This window comes from Aliikangiella aequoris (assembly GCF_053709105.1).
In genome coordinates this window covers 67,713-88,087 of the sequence record NZ_CM132298.1, presented here as the reverse complement: position 1 = coordinate 88,087, position 20,375 = coordinate 67,713, and the positions used below count along the sequence as shown (strand labels likewise).

Sequence of the window (20,375 nt, the reverse complement as noted above, 5' to 3'; positions counted from 1 at the left end):
GCAACCGCTACGGGGGATTTTTATTTGCGGCTAACTAATCTGCTGTGTGAATTGTTTCTAACACTTCAATTCGAGCTGATTTTACTAAGCCAGAGTTTTTAAGCGCTTTTGCTGATTCAATTAAATCCGCATCTGAGGCCACTTTAAACACTGCTAGTTTAGTTTTAGGATAGCTTACAACTACAGCTAAGCCGAGTTGTTGACTTACTTCGGCCGCAGTAACATTGTCATTAAGTAATACATTAATGTTACCTGAAACTGGCGCAAGGCTTCCCGTTAACAAGTTCTTAACGACAGAACCACGATTAACAAGATTCGACTGCTTAGCGGTTTTTACCAACGCAGAAGAATTATTGCGTTGTAAAATAACCTGATCAGCAGAAACTTGACTGATAGCAACATACGCCATGTCGCGTTGAACTTTGTAACCGCCAAAATCAGCTTGCTCTAATTGAATTCGCTTAACTGGAGCCGATTTTTCAAGTTGCAATTGACCTTCATTAGCTTGAACTGCGAATGAGCCAAAAGTACAAGCAGCAACTAAAATCACTTTTTTAAATTTCATTTTCAATCTCCTTAATTATTGTGCTTGAACTGCGTGGCCGAATGCACGTAACGAAACGCCTTCTAGCACACTGGCATTAGCGTTATTAACGTAACCGGTAAAGCCACCGGCATTATTACCACCGTCAGAAGATGCAAACCCTTGCGCATTAGTATCTAAAAGCTTAATCGTCCAAGTTCCTACCGCTGATTCACCGTAGAATGCATTAGAAAGTAGTACGCTGTCTTTTAGAATGTAACCTACACTCCATCCTGTATCAAAACTATAGGCTGGAAATATAAGCGCTTGCTTAGAAGCAAGTAGTACACTGCGTGTGCCCGATGGAGAAGTCACTTCAATCGCTAAGTCTGAACCGGCAGTCGTTTGGTTACCGTTTATATCACCAAATGCCATATCAGGATTGCTAACATCAAACTTAAATTGAACCGACTCAATCGTCATTGCTGACTCTTCAGTGATTTCAATCGTATGAGTCACACCAGTTGCACTATTATCTGGAATTGACTTGGCTAACGACGCTTCGCCAGCAGTTGTTCCTGCTCCAATCCAACCAGACACCAGTTGCTCACCGATATTTGCTGTGTAATTTTTAGCCATTTTTACCGCTTCACCAGCGTTTATACGACCAAATCCATAAAGATTATTAAAGGTAAAGTTTGCAGCATTAGTCACCCAACCTTGGTGGGCTACAAATTCAGTTCCATTAACATCAATGCTAACTACTTCATCTTCTGCGTCAACCTGTGTTGATGTAGAAGCAATAATATGTTTTACATCTCTCCAAGTTAACTCTGGGTTAGCAGATAGAATTAAAGACACAACACCAGAAGTATTAGGTGCAGCAGATGAAGTACCATTCATCGTTGAGCGGTAATTACACTGTGCATTGTCTGGGTGTCCAGGGTAGTCAAACGGATATTGGCTTGCCGCAAACTCTTCACCGTAAGCGCCAGCCCACGCAGATATAGCTCCGCCAAAAAATCCAGATGCACCACTTAAACAAGTCATAGGATCAGTAGTAATCATAGCAGGTGCATAGCGACCATACTCTCCTGAAGGAGCAGCAGCAAACAAGCCAGCACTTGCGGTAGAGTAACTAGTATGCCCACCGTCTGAATTAACCGCACCAACACTCATGTAATAATGATGACCTTGGCTTGAATCAAATGACCCATCGTAACAAGTTAACCCTAGATCATTACCGCCATTGTCTTCACAAAATGATCCTTCTGGACCACCATCAACAAAAGAGTTACCGCTAGATTTTACGTTAAGTGCACCCTTACCATTTCTTAAATATAAGCTGGGGTAAGACTGAACCGCTTCGTCAAAATCAGATAATGCGATAAAAGTAGGATAAGTAATGCCATAGCTTCGGTTAAACGCGGCAACGTTTTCTGCTACGCTAATTCCACTGCCTGGAAAACCATGCACTAGAAAATCAGTTTGCTCAACTTTAGCACCAGCGCCTAAGTAGTTCATACCAATTAATTGTGTATCGGGTGCTACACCACGACCACCAAAACCATTCCAACCTTTTGAAGCAATCAAACCTGCTACACTGGTACCATGGTCACCACTTTTTGAAGCACTTGTAGGATCAGTATGGTCTAAAGCATCTTCTTGTAAATTTAATGAACGATTAGGTAACACATTAGGCTCTAAATCTTCGTGGCGAATTTCTAAGCCAGTGTCAACAACTACTGCAATCGCATTTTTACCGGTTACGCCTTCTGCGTATGCGCCCATAACATTAATGTCTTCGCCTGCGACTAACACACTTTCAGCATCTGCGAAGACAGCATCAAAAAGTGCAGTGGCATCTTCTTCTGTAAATCCAAAAGAATTAACATATAAGTTTATTAATCCAGCTTTCATTTCATCACTTAATGCATAAGCTTTTTGCCCAGTGTTTCTAAGATGCCACTGCTGATTAGCTAATGGATCATTGGCTACTTCTGCGATAGAAATGGTATTTTGCGAAGACTTGCCGTTAGCGCTTACTTTGTAAGTCATTTCAACTGCTTCACCGGAAATCGACAAGTAAGTAAAAGTTTTATTTTCAACCAGCTCAATCACGCCGTGACTCATTGTATAAATACCATTTTCTGCGCTAACTTCAGTGTCACCGTCGAAAAAAGTTACCGTCATGGCATCGCCATCAGGATCGGCTGCTGGTAATACGAATTCTTGAGGTACCCATTGCTTAACAGACATTACATCTAACGCCATTGCATTGGGCGCTCTGTCGGCAACTGGTTCATCTTGTTTAGGCGAGTCATTGTCTGAGCAACCGGCAAGTGCGAGCATTACCGCTGTTGAAAGCATCGATGCTTTCCAAAAATTATTTTTCATGTCGTTTCCTTTCCTTTTAGTTTTACTTAAACTCTTTTGTATTTAGTTTGAAAGAGTAGCTGCAACTTTTTACCTGCCTTAACAAGGTTAGTCAACGTAAATAATTCCCTAAAAACTCACCTTAAAACTATGTAACAAATTATTTTTAAATTGTTTTCTGCTAGTATATAGGCACACAGTAATCAGCTGGAACCCTATGAAACCTTCTATCCTTTATTCCTTTAGGCGTTGCCCCTATGCAATTCGAACCAGAATGACGTTAGCATACGCTCAAGCTAATATCGAGCTTAGGGAAATATTGCTTAAAAACAAACCAGAAGAAATGTTACTAGCTTCGCCAAAAGGCACAGTACCAGTATTAATCGCTCCTGATGGGAAAGTGTTGGAGGAAAGTTTAGAGATCATTTATTGGGCACTACAACAAAGCGATCCTGAGCACTGGTATCATGGTACAGAAAATAAGTTTAAAGAATTCACCAACACATTAATCCACGAAAATGATAATGTATTTAAAAAGCATTTAGATCGATATAAATATGCAAGCCGTTACCCTGAGCGCTCTGAAGCAGACTACCGAGCCGATGGCGAAGTATTTCTCAGTAAGCTTAACCACTTATTACAGCAACAGGCTTTTTTACTTGGCGATCGGTTTAGTTTAGCCGATATTGCAATTTTTCCGTTTATTCGCCAGTTTGCTTTTGTCAATATAAAGTGGTTTAAGCAAAGCCCTTATTCACACTTGAGAAATTGGTTAGATTATTTTTTAACTCACCCGCTTTTTAATCTGGTTATGCACAAATATCCCCAATGGCAAGCCAATGATAAGCCACAGTATTTACCCACTTTTGACCAGAAAAATGAAAATCGGTAAACGACTTTTAGCGATAGAGCGCCTCATTCCAAAAAGTTATACCAGCATTATCGACTGCTGTTGTGATCACGGTTTGCTTGGTATTCGATTACTACAAAGAAATGAACCTTGCCAAATTATTTTTAACGATAGGCTACAACCTATTCTTGATAATTTAAAATTACGACTGCTAGCCGAGCCTTTAGCTAATCAAAATCAATGGGAAATTTGGAGTGGCGACGCCAGTCTGATTAAAATACCGGCTACAGGAAAGCACTTAGTCGTCATTGCCGGCGTTGGTGGAGACAAAACCATTGCGCTGATTCGCGCTATTTTTAACAACAACTTAGATAGTCATTTTGATTTAATAATTTGCCCAGTACATCATTTATACGATGTTAGAAAATTTTTAACTCAGCTGCCGTTAGGTTTAGTTAAAGAAATGATTGTTGAAGAAAATAAACGCTTTTATGAAATTATCTATTTAAGTGCATCAGCGACTAAAGCTGTTAGTCTTACTGGTTCTGAGCAGTGGGATTTTAGTGAAGAGTCTCACCCACGTTATTTAAAGCAACTAATTAACCACTACCAAAGACAATCGCTTGATCCTAAAAAAGTGGTCACAGAAAAATTAGCTGCATATCGTCGATTACAACAATTAAATTAATCCGTAGAAATGTTGGATTGATAAGCTAGGATGCATGCTCTATGGCTTTGATACCATAGAGCATTAGCAGTGGTGATTTAATCTTCCAAGTACTTGATATAAATATCGCCATTGGTGGTTTTCAAATCGATCTTGTCTCCGCCGCCATTAAGCTTGCCATTGGCAGTAACCTTATCGCTATTTTCGCCTTTAATACTTAACGGAAAATCAGAATAGATTCGATAGTCTCGGTGGGCGTTGCGCGTAATTCTCAAGGTTGCAGAAACAGTCGCTTGCACAGATTTTGGTAAATACAATGTTATTGAACCGCCGGCGGTTTTTAAATCTACATGAGTATCTTTACTGTTGTCTTTTTCAACCATTTCTGCAGTAATCGAGCCGCCAGCGGTATAAGCTTCAATAAACCCTTTCGCATTTTGAATAACTATACTTCCACCGCCGGTTTCAGCCTTAACTGGACCGCCACTTTCACCGACTTTAATACTACCGCCAGAAGTTTCAGCAACCACACTCCCTTTACTGCCTTCTATTTTTACTGAGCCGCCTGAAGTACTCGCTTTAACATTACCTTCAGTCATATCGATTTTTATGCTTCCGCCTGATGTTTCAACATCGACATTGCCTTTAGACGGGCCAACTTTAATGCTTCCACCCGAAGTGTCAGCTTTTAACTCCTTACCCCCAGACTCAACTTTAATGCTTCCACCCGAAGTGTCAGCTTTGGCAATTCCAGTAATTTTTCCAAGCTTAATGCTGCCACCTGAAGTGGTTACTTGAAGGTCACCATTAATATCGCCTACCTTAATACTGCCACCCGAAGTATCCGCATTGACAGAGCCACTCTGCATATCGCCAACACTAATACTACCGCCACTAGTGCGCAATTTAAGTTGACCAGAAATATCATCAACTTCAATCGAACCGCCACCAGTTTTTAAATCTAAATTAAATTGCTGTGGCACAGTCACTTCAAATTCGACCGACACTCGACTGTTCCAGCCACCATCACCATTAATGACGATAGTATTTCCACTTTGATCGATTGAAACTTTAAAATCTTCGAGGCTATCTTTACTGCGCGCGCGCTTAGTAATTTCAATTTTGGCCTCACTCTTATCCCATGTTTTAATTTGAATTGCGCCATTATCGCTATCTAGTTCTAGTTTGCCACCTGCACTCACCTTTAAAGACTTACTAATTTGTTCGGTCTCGCTATAAGCTGGCAAAGAAAAAAGCATTGCTAAAAATAACAAGCCGGTGATTAATTTTGAGTTGGTTGTATGCTTCATGTTTTTTTCCTATGCTTTATTTTTAACTAAAGTATTAAAAATTGGTTTACTGACTAATAAACGCTTCGATTTTGATTGGAGCGTTTACCTTCAAAAATTTTGCTACCAGCGTTGCGAATATAGGCGTTGCTATCAGCACTGGCAAATTGCTTTAACTGCTCTAAAGTTTTCTTATCTTTCACATTAGCCAGCAAAGCGTCAAACACTGCAACGCGAATACCGGGGTTTGTATCGTTGGCAAAAGCTTCAACTAAAACTTGCTTAACAGACTCTTGATTAGCCAGAGCCACCAAGGAGTCTGCGGCTGCCATGCGTACACCAGGATTAGGATCATTTAATAAGCTATGACTAAGTGCCTGTTGAATGGCTTGGCTATTACTATAGTTTTGCATTAGTTCTGCTAAGTTCAATCGCGTCGAGTCGCTCACATCATTTTGCATTGAAATAGCTAATAGGTTTTGAATACTCGGATCGTCCAATTTACCAGACACAGAGGTTCGGGCGACTAAGGAATAATCTAAATTAACTTTTTGGCTCGCTGGGTCAAAATGCTTTACATTTAAATCAACAATTTCGTAATCATTATTATTTAAATAATTTAGTGGCGCTTCGCTAGCTATCATTGCAGTTGTGTTAACCGCCTGTCGACTATTCTGCTCAACTTGGTTAGATACAATAAAGCCACACACAAAAGCAAAACCTAAACTCGCAAACTGAGTTTGCCAGCGATAAGGTTTAAACCATTGAATACGGCGCAACCTAGCAAACAAACTAACCGATTGTTTGGTTTGCTTTAAACGCCGCTTAAGATTCCACTCCAGCGCATTTAACTGCTCTGGCGCTGTTTTCGGTTGGATACCTTTAGGTAAAACTTTCTCAAGTGCTTGGTGTGTTAAAAACAGCTGTTTAAAGTCTTTATCGGTTTTTAACCTTTGTTCAAAGTTTGCTCGCTGTTGCTGATCAAGTTGCTGATATAGGTAACCCAGAATCAGCTCTTCATCTAAACTTATTGAGTGATTACTATTGTTCATCATTGTTTACCTCATATACCCTTGCAGCTGAGTGCGCATCTTATCTCTCGCTCTAAATAAATAGCTTTTAACACTTCCTTCACCACACTCCATGACCAATGATGCGTCACTAATTTTAAATTCTTGCTGATGACATAACACAAATGCGATCCTTTCTTTTTCGCTTAAGCTAGCAATTGCCTGATTAATTGCTCGGTTCAGCTGCTGGTTAACCAGAACACCTTCAGGACAAGCCTCGGTTGGCGCAACAGCATAGTCAATTGGTTGTTCGCTCTCATTGCCATCAGTTGTAAACTTGGGCGTACTAATTAACTTCATAATTCGATTACTTAATTTTCGCTGGCTACTTATCGCAGTGTTCACCACTATTCGGTAAAGCCAAGTGCTAAACTGGCTCTGTTCACGAAACTGAGGCAAAGCTTTATAAGCACTGAGCATCGCGTCTTGATAGACATCTTCGGCTTCATCCTTAGAGTTGACTAGACCAGAAGCCACACTCAACAATTTAGCTTGAGAGTCGCTGATCAAGCGCGCAAAAGCGATGTGATCACCCTTTTTTGCCGAGTCGATTAATTCTTTCTCATTGACTAACAAATCAGTTAAATGCCTATTTTAGTTGTTTTAGTGGTTACACCCCTTGCTTAAGTAATTAGAGCTCACTTAGCAAAAAATGGTTGGCAAAAATTTAAAATTCTTTTTGGGCTAACTTAAAAAGGCTGCGAGTGCAGCCTTTGTTGTAAAAGAGCTCTCTTATTATTACTTAGCAGATGGCCCTAACAAGTTAACTATGGCCAAAGTCATTGCTTCTACCCCGGCATGAATCGTTGGTTTAGGATCTGGGGCAAAATCTGCTGAATGTAACGTTGGCAGGCGCAATTCGCCGCGCTGTGCCTTGTCAAATTGAGCATGGTTTACCGTGCCTAAGCGAAACATCAAGCTAGGTATTTTGGGCTCAACTTGGCCATAACGACCGAAGTCTTCACCCACCATTTCTGGCTTAAGCTCAACAACTTGCTCACTGCCAAAGTGCGCTGTAAATAGATTAAATAGTCGAGTCGTTAATTCAGGATCGTTATAGGCTGCGGGCGTTGTCTCATCAAGTACGATGACTTGAGGCGCAAGCTCAGCAGGCAGCCCCGCGGCTAAAGCCAAGTTTTTAGTTATACGCTTTATCGCACTAATTGTGTGCTCTCGCACTTGCTTAGAGTATGAGCGTAAAGTTAATTGCATCTTTACTTGATTAGAAATGATGTTATGTTGTGAGCCGCCATGAATGGAACCAACAGTTACAACCGCAGGTTCTAATGGGTGAATTTCTCGACTCACGATTGTTTGCAATGCTTGAACAATTTGCGCAGCTAGCACAATCGGATCTTTAGTATTTTGCGGATAAGCACCGTGCCCGCCTTGCCCTTTAACAATAATATCCACAGAATCTACATTGGCCATCGCAAAGCCTTTCACTGCGCCAATTGTACCTGCCGGTAAGTCCGCCGACACATGAATTGCTAAATTAAAGTCTGGCCGTGGAAATTTTTCAAATAAGCCTTCAGCTAACATGGCTTTAGCACCACCGCTACGCTCTTCCGCTGGTTGACCTATTAAAACCAAGGTACCTGACCAAGCGTCTTTATTTGCGATTAAACGCCTGGCAGTTCCGGTAAACACGGTCATATGTACATCGTGCCCACAAGCATGCATCGTCGGAGTTAGCTTGCCATCACGGCCTTGCATCACTTTTTTACTCGCATAAACTAAACCGGTCTGCTCTTTCACGGGTAAGCCGTCAAGGTCAGTTCGCAACATTACCGTAGGCCCTTCGCCATTTTTAAACACCGCGACAACACCATGCCCCCCAAAACCGGTGGTAACTTTAAAGCCAAGTTGGCTTAGTTCAGCAGCAATTTTTTGTGCTGTTTCCACTTCTTGAAAGGAAACTTCTGGGTTTTGGTGTAAATCTTGATAAAGGCTTTCTAAGTAGGGATAGTCTTGGCTAATTTGCGAGTTCAGTTTATTAACATCGAGTGCCATGGTATTAGTAGACACTAAACATAGCCCAATAAGCGTTGCAATCGAAGCTTGTATCGCCAACAACCTGACGCTTAATATATAAAAAATTTGGGTTACCATATTTCACCTACAATCAATTGAGTTTTTATCAATCTTAGCTAACACTAGCGCGGCTTGTATTTGTTTATCATATCACCCGCGTGCGCTTTAAAATCTCCATTACTATCAACAAAGAAAAAAAACGCTTGAATTTGCCATTCATTCGCTAGGCTCTCTCTCCAGTGATATAGCTTAGATCCCCTAAACAAAACCGCGTCACCCTGACCTAAAACAATTTCGTTTACTGGGCTCTCATCTGCTAGAGCCTGTAAGTACAGCGGCCAGTGTTGAGTTCCAGCGTAATCAATTACAACACTTAATACAATTTCTGCCGCGTCTCTATCGGTGTGCTTAGTTAAAACTTCTCCTTGTGGATAGCGGCGCACACTATTAAAGCTATTAAGCAGTTCAATACCTGTTAATTGGGACAAAGAAAGGCGCAAGCTTTGTTGCACCTCCACAAATGCAGGATCGTCATATGCCCAATGACTCATTGGGCACTGCTCACAGTCCATTAATTGCTTTTCTGCGGCAAGCATTGCGATTCGCTTGCTTAACAGCTGACATATATTTAACGGCAGGGCATTTTTTATTACTAAGAAATTATTCTCGCAAAACTCGTTTTGAAACTGTGTATTGTGACTTGCAGCTAACAACTGATTGGCCTCGCGTTAGTTGGCGAATTGTCCTTAATTATATGTTGTGCTAGCGGGTTAATGCGTTGCTGAATATGAGAAATTAAGTTTTGGTAATCACCACAATAACTGCTCACGTTGGCAAATCGGTTTTCATCAGACCAGCGTGTTACCAAGGGTCCTCCTCCACAACTCGCCTTATAATCGCATGACTCACATGGCTCTGCTAAGGCTAAGGAAGCGTGATAAATTTCTCGCCACAAAGGGTCATCTATAATTTCTTGAATATCATGCTCAAGAATGTTTTTGCATGATTGAGAAATTCCATCAATCATCCGCAAGTCATCAATGCATTCTAGCCCGCCATTGGTCATTAAAGTCACAGTAGAAATAAAACCATGCCCTTGGGAGCCACTGTTACCGCCTAATATTTGCAGCATAAGATCGTCAAAAATTCTTATCTCAACATCTGACTCCACTAGCTCATCAATATACAAATCAAATAACTCAATCCAAAACTTACTTAAACTCGCCTTTTGGTGTTGATGGTGAAGGTGTGGCATTAAAACATCTAATCGAGTAACTCCCAATGTGTGCACAAGGTGCTCAACTAATTGTGTCGCTTTTAGATCTTCACTAGCCACCGTTAAAATATAAATGTCGATCCCCGCATTTCTTATACGTTCAATCGCATCAACCGTAGCTTGGTATGTTCCTCTGCCTTTATGATCAATGCGCAACTTATCGTGAAGCTGCTGGGTTCCATCTAAGCTAATCCCCAAGTTGACCTGATAGTTTTTTAGAATGGCGCACCATTCATTGTCGATGAGTAAAGCATTAGACTGCATAGCTAATAGAATTTGGCAACCGGTCGCCAACTCAATATCACGTAATTGCTGACAAAACTCGGCAAATCTCGCTTTAGGAAAAAGCGTTGGCTCACCGCCATGAAATGCAATGCGGACCTGTTTAAGTTGATGCTGATTAATGTGCTGTTTCAGCTTAGTGACAAATGCTAACTGTGCTGGCAGTGTTAGTATTTTAGGTGCGTTCATCACTAAAGGGTCATTAAACCAATAACAATAACTACAGTTAATATTACAGCGACTGGCTAACTTAATAACAAATTCGTTAATTGCTGGGTAGCTATTCTTAGATTTAGAAATATTTGTCACGTATTTCCCTAGTGGCAATATTCGTAGCCTGTAGATTTGGTATATTAAAGCACAAGAAGAGAGCAGCAAGTTCCGCTAACTGACACAACAATGCACTTGTTTTAATTACACTGTCCAAAAATCGATGTGTAGCATAAAATCAACCGCCAAGACTATCAGCTAGCCTGAGCGATTGATTATGTCAGCTAGTCGTTATTTTTTGGATTTTCTTTAAAAAACTTTTGAACTTGTGCTGGCGCATTTGGCGGCTTTGGGTTTTCTGTATGAAACTTTTGAGCCTGCATGGGTGCATTGGGTGGCTTTGGGTTTTCTGTGTGAAACTTTTGAGCCTGCATGGGCGCATTAGGTGGCTTAGGATTTTCTGTGTGAAACTTTTGAGCCTGCATGGGCGCATTGGGCGGCTTTGGATTTTCTGTGTGAAACTTTTGAGCCTGCATGGGCGCATTAGGTGGCTTAGGATTTTCTGTATGAAATTTTTGAATATCAGCATCACTTGCAGAGATACTTGTAATCATCCCATAAAGCTTTTGTGTTAATTTGCTTGACGCTTCACTATCTATTAGAGCAGCTTCGGGCGACTGGTCGACAACGTGATTATTAGCTTTCTGTGTTGTTTGCATAATACCTTCCTTATAATTAACCCTATTTGATTATCGCGCTAAAAATTAACAAATATCAAGTATTTAATAGAAATTCATAAATAATCAACGCGCAAAACCTGCTAACAAAGGCTTCTTAACCAATAAATACTAAAAAAGCCGCTATAATCAATAAGCTAAATAGCGCAAACTTTATTTAGCATGTTACTATAAATTTAAAATGGTATACGAAATTATTAAAACTATAATGAAAATGAATGGATTTATGGGTCCTCTGTATAAAGCCCTCAAACTAAGATCAAGTTTGCCCTGGATATTCATTGCTTGGTTGTTGTTTGGTCAAACGGCATTGGCACAATACCGGTACTTAGAACAAGTTTGGTCACCTTACTTTAAGCACTACACTGCGGACGATGGCTTATCTCAGTCATTAGCGACTAAAATAGTTCAAGATAATGCAGGCTTTCTTTGGTTGAAAACTCCAGTGGGTATCGATCGCTTTAACGGCTTTGAGTTTGAGCCAATAGAGTTTATATCTGACAAAGAGCCGCATCCGCAAGATAGCATCGTTAGTTTATTACACAGCGATACGGGCCAAATTATTGCGGTAAGTACGATGGGTGGGGTGTATCAGTACAGCGAAACAAAACACGCTTTTGAGCTGCAGTTTTTTCCAACTAATCCTGCGCTAATAGAAGATGCCGCTTTAGTTAACCAACAATTATATTTATTTTCCAATATTGGCGTTTATGTCAAACAGCTCCCCTTACTAAGTCGCAGTGGTGTCAATCATCTCCACCCTACATTATCAAAGGTTAAAGCTGTCTCTCATGTTAGCCATGATGAGTTTGGAAACTTATGGATAGGCAACTTTATTGGAGAGCTGTATCACTTTAACACTCATGATAATCGCTTAACCCAAGTTAACATTCCTATTCCAGCAAATAAAAAGCAGCGGCAAGAAGTTATCCCCCTTAGCGACAAAAAAGGTGGCGTATATGTAGGTCTTGACACGGGTGATATCTTCTACGTTTCAGCCAATGATCTATCAATTACTTTAGTTTATGAAAACCAAGGTCAATTTTCTAAAGCAACATCAATCATTCAATCAAGCGACAACTATCTATGGATAGGTACTCAAGGTCACGGCTTAATTAGGCTAAATCTAAAAACACTAAAAATTGAACAATTTAAAATCATTACTGGGCAAAGAGGCTCACTGAGTTCAAATAACATTTACTCTTTATTTATTGACACTCAAGGGCAGCTTTGGGCGAGTGCGCCTAACGGCATTAATGTTGCTTTAGTAGAAAATGTTCGTTTTTATCAAATTGGCGGCAATCAAGCTTATAGTGCACCACTGGCAACTTCATCGGCGTATAACATTGCTATCGATCAACAAAATAAACTGTGGATTTCTAGCCACGATGCAGGTTTAAGCATTTTAACCCCAGCTGACACCATTCAGTCGACCAGCGAACTCATTGGCGCACAACAGATTCTGAGTAACAATAAGAATTTTTATCTTTCCAACTTACCAACTCCACGCTTTATTACTTCTATCGATATCGACTCAAAAAACCGCGTTTGGGTCGGCAGCTCAAGTGGGCTTCAATGGATTGATGCAACGAATGGTCAATCTCTAACTGTCGATAGCCAATGGCAAGATGCGTCAAATAGAGGCATTTCTAATATTTATATTAGCAACAACGATGTTTTAATTTTTACCCAAGACAATCGGTTTTACTATCAGAAAAATAATCAGCCCATTCATGATTTTCAAGTAACGGACAGCAAAAAGAAGTTTGATGGTTTTGATGTGGTTGGTCCCATTAATAACACCTACTGGTTTTCGTCTAGCCAAACCGGCAAAATATTTGAGTACAACACTCAAACCAACCGTTTAAGCTCGTTTAAAATCAAAAATAAACTTAACCAATTTGTCGACAGTATCAATACTATCACCTTAGCAAAAGATGGCAGCTTATGGGTTGGTACTAGCTCTAATGGCGTAGGGCATAGAGCAATAGGCGAGCAAAGTTTTAAGTGGTGGGACAAAACCGACGGCCTAGCCGACAACTATGTCTACTCAATTTTAGTGGATAAAAATAATTACGTTTGGGTTGCAGGTAACAAAGGCTTGTCGAGAATTAGCCCACAAGATCAGTCGATTAACGTTTTTACGAGCAAAGACGGCTTACAAAGTAACGAATTTAACGGCAGAGCTCGGTTAGCCTCAAAAGCAGGCGTTTTATTTTTTAGTGGAATTAACGGTGTCACAGCAATCGACTCTAACACGTTTAAAACTAGTTCGTTTAGCCCTACACCCTATATTCAAAGCGCCAAGCTTTTAACCGATACACAACAGCGCTGGCTGGAAATATCCCAAGGAAAAGTTGAACCGTTAAATTATTGGGATAACTCAATTAATTTCAAAATTGGCGCTATTGACTTACTCAACCCGGAAGGAATTCAGTTTGCTTATCAGCTTTCTGGACATGAAAACAGCTGGGTCGATTTAGAAAACTCTCGCAATATTAATTTACTCGACTTGCCCGCTGGAGATTACTTATTAAAAGTTAGAGCTTGTAATGCCGAGGCTGCTTGCAACGCAACACCCGCAGAAACAAGATTTAGCATTCCTGCGCCACCATGGAGAACTATTTGGGCATACTTAATTTATATTTTAGTCGCGTCAGCATTACTCATTCGGTTTTTAGTTAAACAACGAAACAAGCTGATTCAACAACAAAAAGCCGCGGCACAAGAACGAAAAATTGCCAACGAATTACGTGAGCTGCACACTTTAAAAGATGAGTTTTTAGCCAATACATCACACGAACTAAGAACGCCTCTCAACGGGGTTATTGGATTAAGTGAAACACTCATTATAGATCCTTTGTTTGAGCAATCTAACGAAGCCAAAGAGTCTTTAGAAGCTATTTATAACTGCGGCAAGCAGTTAAAGACATTAGTAGACGATTTACTCGACTTTTCACAATTACAAAACAAACGCCTAATGCTAAAACCCGAGGCATTTAATATCAGCCATCTAATTGAGCAAGTGATTTTATTATTGCAACCGCAAGCATCTATTAAAAACCAAAAACTCGAGCATGTAGCAGAAATAAATGACATCACTGTGTTTGCCGATCAAAATCGAATTAGACAAGTGCTTTATAACTTAATTAACAATGCGATTAAGTTTTCAGATAAAGGGGTTATTAAAATTAAAGTCTCATTACATGAAAACGCAGTAAATATCGCCGTAATAGACAAAGGCATCGGTATTCCGGCTGAGATGCACCAAAAGATTTTTCTATCATTTACCCAAATTGATGGCACTAGTACCCGCAATCAAGGAGGCGTAGGCTTAGGTTTAGCCATTTGTAAAGACATTGTAGAACTTCATGGTAGTCGATTAAATTTGCGTTCAACCTTAGGCCAAGGGTCAAGCTTTAGCTTTACTTTGCCCTTAGCCCATAAAACCTAACGCCCTAAAAAGGCCTCAATCAGCTCGCCAATTCTCTCATGCAGATGCTCTTCAAACTCATCAAGCTGCTTTGAAAATAAGTTGAGATAAACCGCAGCTTGGTCATGTGTTAAACGCTTTTGGGCAACCCGATACTCCATTTCATCAAGTGACTTATCGAATCTAGGTAGAATTTCCCAGTGAACAAAGTCTGCATCTAAGCCTGCAACCTCTTGTTGCGCAAAATTACAGAATTGTTCAATACTATCTATACCATCTGGCCCCATACAGCCTGGTTCTAGCCGATAGATAACGTTAAGTTTTTTATCTGGCGGTAACGGCAGCACAATTTTCATTAACTTTAACTCACATGCAAATATCTAAATTAAAGATAGGTGCTAGCGACACTTTAAGCAAACCAAAGCACAATTTTACTTAACCGGATTAGCCAAAGATTTAGAATCCGCTATTGGTATTAATTCTTTCACACAGCATACATTTTTAAACTAAGCTTAGAGAATAGCCCGAGCAACCGATTTATCAGTTAATGCACCGACTGCAATCATTTAATGAAAACAACGTAGACACTGTACCGCATCTTTGGCTTAGATCTGCCAAAGATATCGTTAAGCGATCAAAGCCTGGTATTTTGGTCTACCCTGTGTTTTGGCCACTCATTGCGTACGGCTCCAATATTCATAGCGTTTATCTCAATGTTACCTTTGCGTTTACACTAACTTTTTTATTTAGTTCGCTACTTCGAGTTTTACATATCCGGCGATTAGAAGATTTCTTTACCCAGCGAACTCACCTGTGGCACCTAAGTTTATATCTCACGGTTTTACCGCAAAGTTTTAGTTGGGGTTTATTATTTGCACTTGCTCTTTATTCAGATAACAGCCTATTTACATTTCTGATGGCATTTTCTTCTGCCGGGTTAGTTGCCGGCGGCAGCAACAGTTTTTCTCCCATAAAAGCCTTAGCTTATACCTACAACCTATCTTTTATGCTTCCAGCCTTACTCGTCGCTGGCTATACTCAACAATGGATAGTAGTCGCTATGCTTGTCACTTATTCGGCCTATATGCTGAATTTAGCCAAACAGCAACATTTCGAGTATTGGCGTGCTCTTTCTAATGAGTACTTGCTCGCACAGCAAAGCCGTACCGATGCCTTAACCCAACTGCCCAACCGCAGGAGTTTTGACGAAAAGCTGGAACAAATATGCCGCTTATATTCCCGTGGACAAAAAGACATTTCACTACTATTAATCGACTGCGATCACTTTAAAAGTATTAATGATAACTATGGCCATGACTTTGGCGACCGTTGCCTTAAAGTTTTAGCGCAAGCCATTAAAGACTCCCTACCCCGCACCGCCGACTCTTGCTATCGATTTGGTGGTGAAGAGTTTTGTGTCATTTTACCGGCAACTAATTTAGGCGGAGCTAGCAAAGTCGCTGAGCGAGTTCGTCAAGCGATTGAGGATTTAACGCTTATTTCAGACCAACAAAAAGTCCAGCTAACTGTGAGTATTGGGAGTGTATCTTTCAGCGTTAAGCGCTTTACGCCAAATGTACCGATACAAATGTTTAAAGTCGCAGACGAAGCACTCTACGAGGCCAAGAAAAAAGGCAGAAATATGTCTATATGTACGCAAAAAGCCGCTTAAAGCGGCTTTTTAATTAGCTTTACTTTGTCACAACCTTATTCGTCATCTTCAACTAAAGTCATTAATGAAGTATTTCCACCTGACGCCGTAGTATCAATACTAATCGTTTTTTCAGTTAATAATCGGTTGATTAAAGTATCGTAATATTCGCTACTAATCGCAGGCAAAATTGCGCCTTCTCGCTGAGCAAGTTCTGCGGTGATAAATTCGTGTCGTTCACATTGACTACTAATAACCACACCAGAAATATTGGCATGAGCCAAAATCGCTTTGAGTTTATTTAATTTAGCAACCTGAAAGACGCCTTCCGCCACCCCAGTTGAAATGAATTTTTCTCTAAACGCGATAGATTCTTCATAAAATAATTCAGGTACTACGGTTATCACTGTATTTCCCGTGGCTAACGCAGTAATAATTGAAATAGCCCAAAAGTTAAACGAGGTATCTTTGTCTGCGTAGCAAACAACGCACCCGCGAGGCTCATAAGTCAGCGTGTTAGACTCACCTGTTGGGCCAGGCAATACTTTAGGTTTAGCTAAGCGCTTTTCTATATTATTTAATTGCATTCTAGCGTCGCTAAGCGTTTTCGCGAGATCGTCAGCAAATTCATTCACAATGTCTACCGTGGCAATTTTAGCGATTAGCTGACGAACCAAAGAAACACGTTGGTTAAGATCAGTTTTTTGCCAAAGCTTTTCATCGCGCTGCGAATTTTGCATTAATTGATCAACGTAAGCCAACTGCTCTGCAGTTAAGTCAAAGCTAACATCTTCAAAGTGCTCTCCAGTGCTTTGGTAGTTATCGGGTGATGCGACTTCTTCGACTAATCGGTATAAATAACCTGGGCCACCGGCTTTAGGACCTGTACCTGATAAACCTCGCCCGCCAAAAGGCTGCACCCCAACTACCGCACCAATCATATTGCGGTTAACATAAATATTACCCGCTTTAGATTGCCGCGCTAAAGCTTGCGCGCGTTCTTCAATTCGCGTGTGGATCCCCATGGTTAAGCCAAAACCGGTAGCATTAATTTGCGCCATCACATCATCAAGCTGATTTCCTTTAAACCGAATCACATGAACACAAGGTCCAAAAACTTCTTCTTTTAATATCGATAGGTTTTCAATTTCGTATAGTCGTGGCGCGAAAAAATAATGTCCATTCTCGCTTATCTCAGGAATGTCACATTGGTAATGTAAAGTCGCTTTGTCTTTCAGATATTCAACATGATCATTTAAAGTTTGAAGCGCTTTTTGATCGATTACCGGGCCAACATCAGTGCTAAACCAAGCAGGATCACCAACGTGTAATTCTTGCATTGCACCCTTAATCATAGTGATGACTTTGTCGGCAATATCTTCCTGTAAAAATAAAACTCTTAATGCTGAGCAGCGCTGGCCAGCACTTTGAAATCCCGAAGAAATTACATCATCAACCACCTGCTCTGGCAAAGCAGTCGAGTCAACAATCATACAGTTTTGACCGCCGGTTTCTGCTATTAATGGAACTTGAAAACCTCCGCGGGCAGCTAGCGTTTGCGAAATTTGAGTACCGGTCGCAGTTGATCCGGTAAACATAACCGCCTTTACTCGCTCATCTGGAATAATAATTTGGCCGACCTTACTACCTCTCGCTACCACCGCTTGGACAACATTGTCTGGTAATCCAATAATTTGCATTAGCTCAATGGTTCTTAAAGCAATTAGACTAGTTTGCTCTGCGGGTTTAGCGATAACTGTATTACCAGTCACAATAGCCGCTGCAACTTGGCCTAAAAAGATCGCTAAAGGAAAGTTCCACGGGCTGATACACAACACAACTCCGCGTGGCTTAAAACGACTATCTTGAGCTAACTCTTCTGCTCTGGCCGCATAATAGCGACAAAAATCAACCGCTTCTCGTACTTCATCTATGCCATCTTGAGCAACTTTACCCGCCTCTTTAATACACAGCCCAATAAGCTCATCACGATATCTTTCTAATATATCGGCAATACGACGCAGATATTCAGCTCGCTGCTCGACTGGCGTTTCTGACCAATCAGTAAAAGCCGCTTCTGCTTTATTAACCAGCTCAGTCATTTGCGCATCATCTAAATGGGTTAAATGCCCAATAATTTCACTATGATTAGCCGGGTTTCTTACTGGTTTCGCGCCTTCAGGAACGTCAGCTTCACTTATAAGGTGCTGCTCTAACCAGTCTTCTAAGTTATGTTTCATCGGCGTAATTTGATTAATGTCGGTCAAATCTAGGCCTTGCGAATTATCTCGCTCTTCACCAAAAATTGCATGAGGTAAAGTTATTTGCGGGTTGATTTTCGACTTTAACCCTTGCAGTTTTTCTACTGGATCCGGCAATAAAGACTCTACTGGTTTTGACTCATCGACGATCGCGTTAACAAACGAAGAGTTGGCACCATTTTCAAGTAAACGGCGAACTAAGTAAGCCAGCAAATCTTCATGTTGTCCTACTGGCGCATAAACTCGGCATTGTACTTTTTCATTGCTAACGATTTGATCATAAAGTGACTCACCCATACCGTGTAAACGTTGAAACTCAAACCCTTGGTTGTCTCCTTTAGCCACTTCTAAAATGGTTGCTGCAGTATAAGCATTATGCGTAGCAAACTGAGGGAATATGGTGTCTCGGTACTCCATTAATTTTATGGCACAAGCTTTAAAGGAAACATCGGTCGCGGCTTTCCGAGTAAATACGGGAAAATCAGTTAAACCATCTTGCTGGGTCAGTTTAACTTCAGTATCCCAATAAGCCCCCTTGACCAGTCGCACCATCATTTTACGATTAACTTTTAAGGTTAGCTCGCGTAGCCATTCAATCACGAAAAATGCGCGCTTTTGATAGGCTTGAACAGCCAAACCAAACCCAGTCCAATCTCCTAGGTCGTCGTCACTGAATACCGCTTCAATAACATCGAGCGAAATATCTAAACGATCAGCCTCTTCAGCGTCAACAGTAAAACCAATATCAAACTGTTTAGCGGCCATCGCCAGCTCTTTAAGCTTGGGTACCAGCTCGCTCATTACTCGCTCTTTATGAGTAAATTCATAACGCGGATGAATAGCACTGAGCTTAACCGAAATACCAGGGCTTTTAATTGGGCCTCGTCCATTAGCAACCTTTCCAATAGTCTCTATGGCTGTCATATAGCTATTAAAGTAGCGCTCGGCATCTTGCATTGTGCGCGCGCCTTCACCCAACATATCGTATGAATAAATATACCCTTTGCGTTCAGTGTCTACCGCTCTTTCAGTCGCCTCTTTAATAGTGCGCCCCATAACGAACTGCTTACCCATAATTTTCATGGCAAACTGAACAGACTTTCTAATAACCGGTTCGCCTAAACGTCCAATCGCCTTTTTTAAAACACCAAACTGTGCTTCTTTATTTTTGTCTGAATAATTAACCAATTTGCCTGTAACTAACAATCCCCAAGAAGAAGCATTCACAAAAAGCGACTCACTATTGCCTAAATGCGAGCTCCAATCACCATTGGCTAATTTGTCTCTAATTAGATGCTCTTGCGTGTCTTCATCTGGTACTCGCAACAAAGCTTCCGCTAAACACATTAATACGACGCCTTCTTCGCTCGACAAAGCAAACTCATTTAAAAGCGCGTCTATTCCACCTTTACCTTCTTGATCATTTCGAATATTCACCACCATTTGACGAGCGCGTTCCCAAGCTCGGCTGCGTGCTGAAACACCGACTTCAGCTAATGGCAAAATATGCTCAATGGCCTGATTTTCGTCAATTCGATAATAGTCACGAATAATTTGACGCGTTGGATTGTCTGTAATTAGGGAGCCATTGAATAACATTGCAATTATCCTCTATAAAAATGGTTGGCTAACCGGAAAAGCGGAATTTAAGTGGGCGCATTTTATCTCTAACACCGCAGAATGTGCTGGTTAATTTTGATAAACTACCGTAAATTA

The 20,375-nt window shown here is 40.8% G+C and carries 15 protein-coding genes; 4 read left to right on the top strand and 11 right to left on the bottom strand.

The features are described from left to right. Window positions 1-34: 34 nt before the first annotated feature. Together ACUR5C_RS00475 and ACUR5C_RS00470 are read right to left on the bottom strand one after the other, a co-directional pair. Window positions 35-565, bottom strand: a complete 531-nt coding sequence (locus ACUR5C_RS00475; RefSeq protein ID WP_454466346.1) for a S8 family serine peptidase — start codon at window positions 563-565, stop codon at window positions 35-37. Window positions 566-580: 15 nt separating this feature from the next. After that, the gene (locus ACUR5C_RS00470) at window positions 581-2,920 is read right to left on the bottom strand and encodes a S8 family serine peptidase (RefSeq protein WP_454466345.1); all 2,340 of its coding nucleotides are present in this window, start codon (window positions 2,918-2,920) and stop codon (window positions 581-583) included. Window positions 2,921-3,116: 196 nt separating this feature from the next. Here ACUR5C_RS00470 and ACUR5C_RS00465 point away from each other — a divergent pair, with 196 nt between their 5' ends. Together ACUR5C_RS00465 and ACUR5C_RS00460 are read left to right on the top strand one after the other, a co-directional pair. Then, complete coding sequence (locus ACUR5C_RS00465; RefSeq protein ID WP_454466344.1) at window positions 3,117-3,791, top strand: glutathione S-transferase; 675 nt, start codon at window positions 3,117-3,119, stop codon at window positions 3,789-3,791. After that, window positions 3,778-4,437, top strand: a complete 660-nt coding sequence (locus tag ACUR5C_RS00460) for a tRNA (adenine(22)-N(1))-methyltransferase TrmK (RefSeq protein WP_454466343.1) — start codon at window positions 3,778-3,780, stop codon at window positions 4,435-4,437. Before ACUR5C_RS00465 ends, ACUR5C_RS00460 begins: the two co-directional genes overlap by 14 nt. Before the next feature lie 77 nt (window positions 4,438-4,514). Here the strand turns inward: ACUR5C_RS00460 and ACUR5C_RS00455 are convergent, their stop codons facing one another. The 7 genes from ACUR5C_RS00455 to ACUR5C_RS00425 all read right to left on the bottom strand — a co-directional run bounded on the left by ACUR5C_RS00455 (window position 4,515) and on the right by ACUR5C_RS00425 (window position 11,296). Continuing rightward, window positions 4,515-5,726 (bottom strand): DUF4097 family beta strand repeat-containing protein, encoded by a 1,212-nt coding sequence (locus ACUR5C_RS00455; RefSeq protein WP_454466342.1) that lies wholly within the window; start codon window positions 5,724-5,726, stop codon window positions 4,515-4,517. Between the two features lie 53 nt (window positions 5,727-5,779). Continuing rightward, window positions 5,780-6,760 (bottom strand): HEAT repeat domain-containing protein, encoded by a 981-nt coding sequence (locus ACUR5C_RS00450; protein ID WP_454466341.1) that lies wholly within the window; start codon window positions 6,758-6,760, stop codon window positions 5,780-5,782. 3 nt (window positions 6,761-6,763) lie between these two features. After that, window positions 6,764-7,351: an RNA polymerase sigma factor gene (locus ACUR5C_RS00445; protein WP_454466340.1), complete on the bottom strand. Its 588-nt coding sequence runs from the start codon at window positions 7,349-7,351 to the stop codon at window positions 6,764-6,766. Between the two features lie 162 nt (window positions 7,352-7,513). Beyond that, window positions 7,514-8,887 (bottom strand): amidohydrolase, encoded by a 1,374-nt coding sequence (locus tag ACUR5C_RS00440; RefSeq protein ID WP_454466339.1) that lies wholly within the window; start codon window positions 8,885-8,887, stop codon window positions 7,514-7,516. 44 nt (window positions 8,888-8,931) lie between these two features. Further along, window positions 8,932-9,522: a hypothetical protein gene (locus tag ACUR5C_RS00435; protein ID WP_454466338.1), complete on the bottom strand. Its 591-nt coding sequence runs from the start codon at window positions 9,520-9,522 to the stop codon at window positions 8,932-8,934. After that, complete coding sequence (locus ACUR5C_RS00430; RefSeq protein ID WP_454466337.1) at window positions 9,516-10,676, bottom strand: radical SAM protein; 1,161 nt, start codon at window positions 10,674-10,676, stop codon at window positions 9,516-9,518. The genes ACUR5C_RS00435 and ACUR5C_RS00430 overlap by 7 nt, the downstream gene beginning before the upstream one ends. Before the next feature lie 185 nt (window positions 10,677-10,861). Beyond that, complete coding sequence (locus tag ACUR5C_RS00425) at window positions 10,862-11,296, bottom strand: hypothetical protein (RefSeq protein ID WP_454466336.1); 435 nt, start codon at window positions 11,294-11,296, stop codon at window positions 10,862-10,864. Between the two features lie 283 nt (window positions 11,297-11,579). On the opposite strand from ACUR5C_RS00425, the gene ACUR5C_RS00420 reads away from it, so the two are divergent. Further along, a complete protein-coding gene (locus ACUR5C_RS00420) occupies window positions 11,580-14,768 on the top strand; it encodes an ATP-binding protein (RefSeq protein WP_454466335.1) in 3,189 nt (1,062 codons plus the stop codon). Here the strand turns inward: ACUR5C_RS00420 and ACUR5C_RS00415 are convergent. Then, window positions 14,765-15,103 (bottom strand): hypothetical protein, encoded by a 339-nt coding sequence (locus ACUR5C_RS00415; RefSeq protein WP_454466334.1) that lies wholly within the window; start codon window positions 15,101-15,103, stop codon window positions 14,765-14,767. The two genes, ACUR5C_RS00420 and ACUR5C_RS00415, sit on opposite strands and share 4 nt — an antisense overlap. Before the next feature lie 191 nt (window positions 15,104-15,294). On the opposite strand from ACUR5C_RS00415, the gene ACUR5C_RS00410 reads away from it, so the two are divergent. Beyond that, window positions 15,295-16,419 (top strand): GGDEF domain-containing protein, encoded by a 1,125-nt coding sequence (locus ACUR5C_RS00410; protein WP_454466333.1) that lies wholly within the window; start codon window positions 15,295-15,297, stop codon window positions 16,417-16,419. Window positions 16,420-16,454: 35 nt separating this feature from the next. Here the strand turns inward: ACUR5C_RS00410 and putA are convergent, their stop codons facing one another. Then, a complete protein-coding gene (gene putA, locus ACUR5C_RS00405; protein ID WP_454466332.1) occupies window positions 16,455-20,258 on the bottom strand; it encodes a bifunctional proline dehydrogenase/L-glutamate gamma-semialdehyde dehydrogenase PutA in 3,804 nt (1,267 codons plus the stop codon). Window positions 20,259-20,375: the final 117 nt, after the last annotated feature.

Coding starts and splice junctions, on each gene's coding strand:
- ACUR5C_RS00455 (WP_454466342.1), bottom strand. CDS start 5,726: ATGAAGCATACAACCAACTCAAAATTAATCACCGGCTTGTTATTTTTA.
- ACUR5C_RS00460 (WP_454466343.1), top strand. CDS start 3,778: ATGAAAATCGGTAAACGACTTTTAGCGATAGAGCGCCTCATTCCAAAA.
- ACUR5C_RS00415 (WP_454466334.1), bottom strand. CDS start 15,103: ATGAAAATTGTGCTGCCGTTACCGCCAGATAAAAAACTTAACGTTATC.
- ACUR5C_RS00465 (WP_454466344.1), top strand. CDS start 3,117: ATGAAACCTTCTATCCTTTATTCCTTTAGGCGTTGCCCCTATGCAATT.
- ACUR5C_RS00410 (WP_454466333.1), top strand. CDS start 15,295: ATGCACCGACTGCAATCATTTAATGAAAACAACGTAGACACTGTACCG.
- ACUR5C_RS00470 (WP_454466345.1), bottom strand. CDS start 2,920: ATGAAAAATAATTTTTGGAAAGCATCGATGCTTTCAACAGCGGTAATG.
- ACUR5C_RS00475 (WP_454466346.1), bottom strand. CDS start 565: ATGAAATTTAAAAAAGTGATTTTAGTTGCTGCTTGTACTTTTGGCTCA.
- ACUR5C_RS00440 (WP_454466339.1), bottom strand. CDS start 8,887: ATGGTAACCCAAATTTTTTATATATTAAGCGTCAGGTTGTTGGCGATA.
- ACUR5C_RS00425 (WP_454466336.1), bottom strand. CDS start 11,296: ATGCAAACAACACAGAAAGCTAATAATCACGTTGTCGACCAGTCGCCC.
- putA (WP_454466332.1), bottom strand. CDS start 20,258: ATGTTATTCAATGGCTCCCTAATTACAGACAATCCAACGCGTCAAATT.
- ACUR5C_RS00450 (WP_454466341.1), bottom strand. CDS start 6,760: ATGATGAACAATAGTAATCACTCAATAAGTTTAGATGAAGAGCTGATT.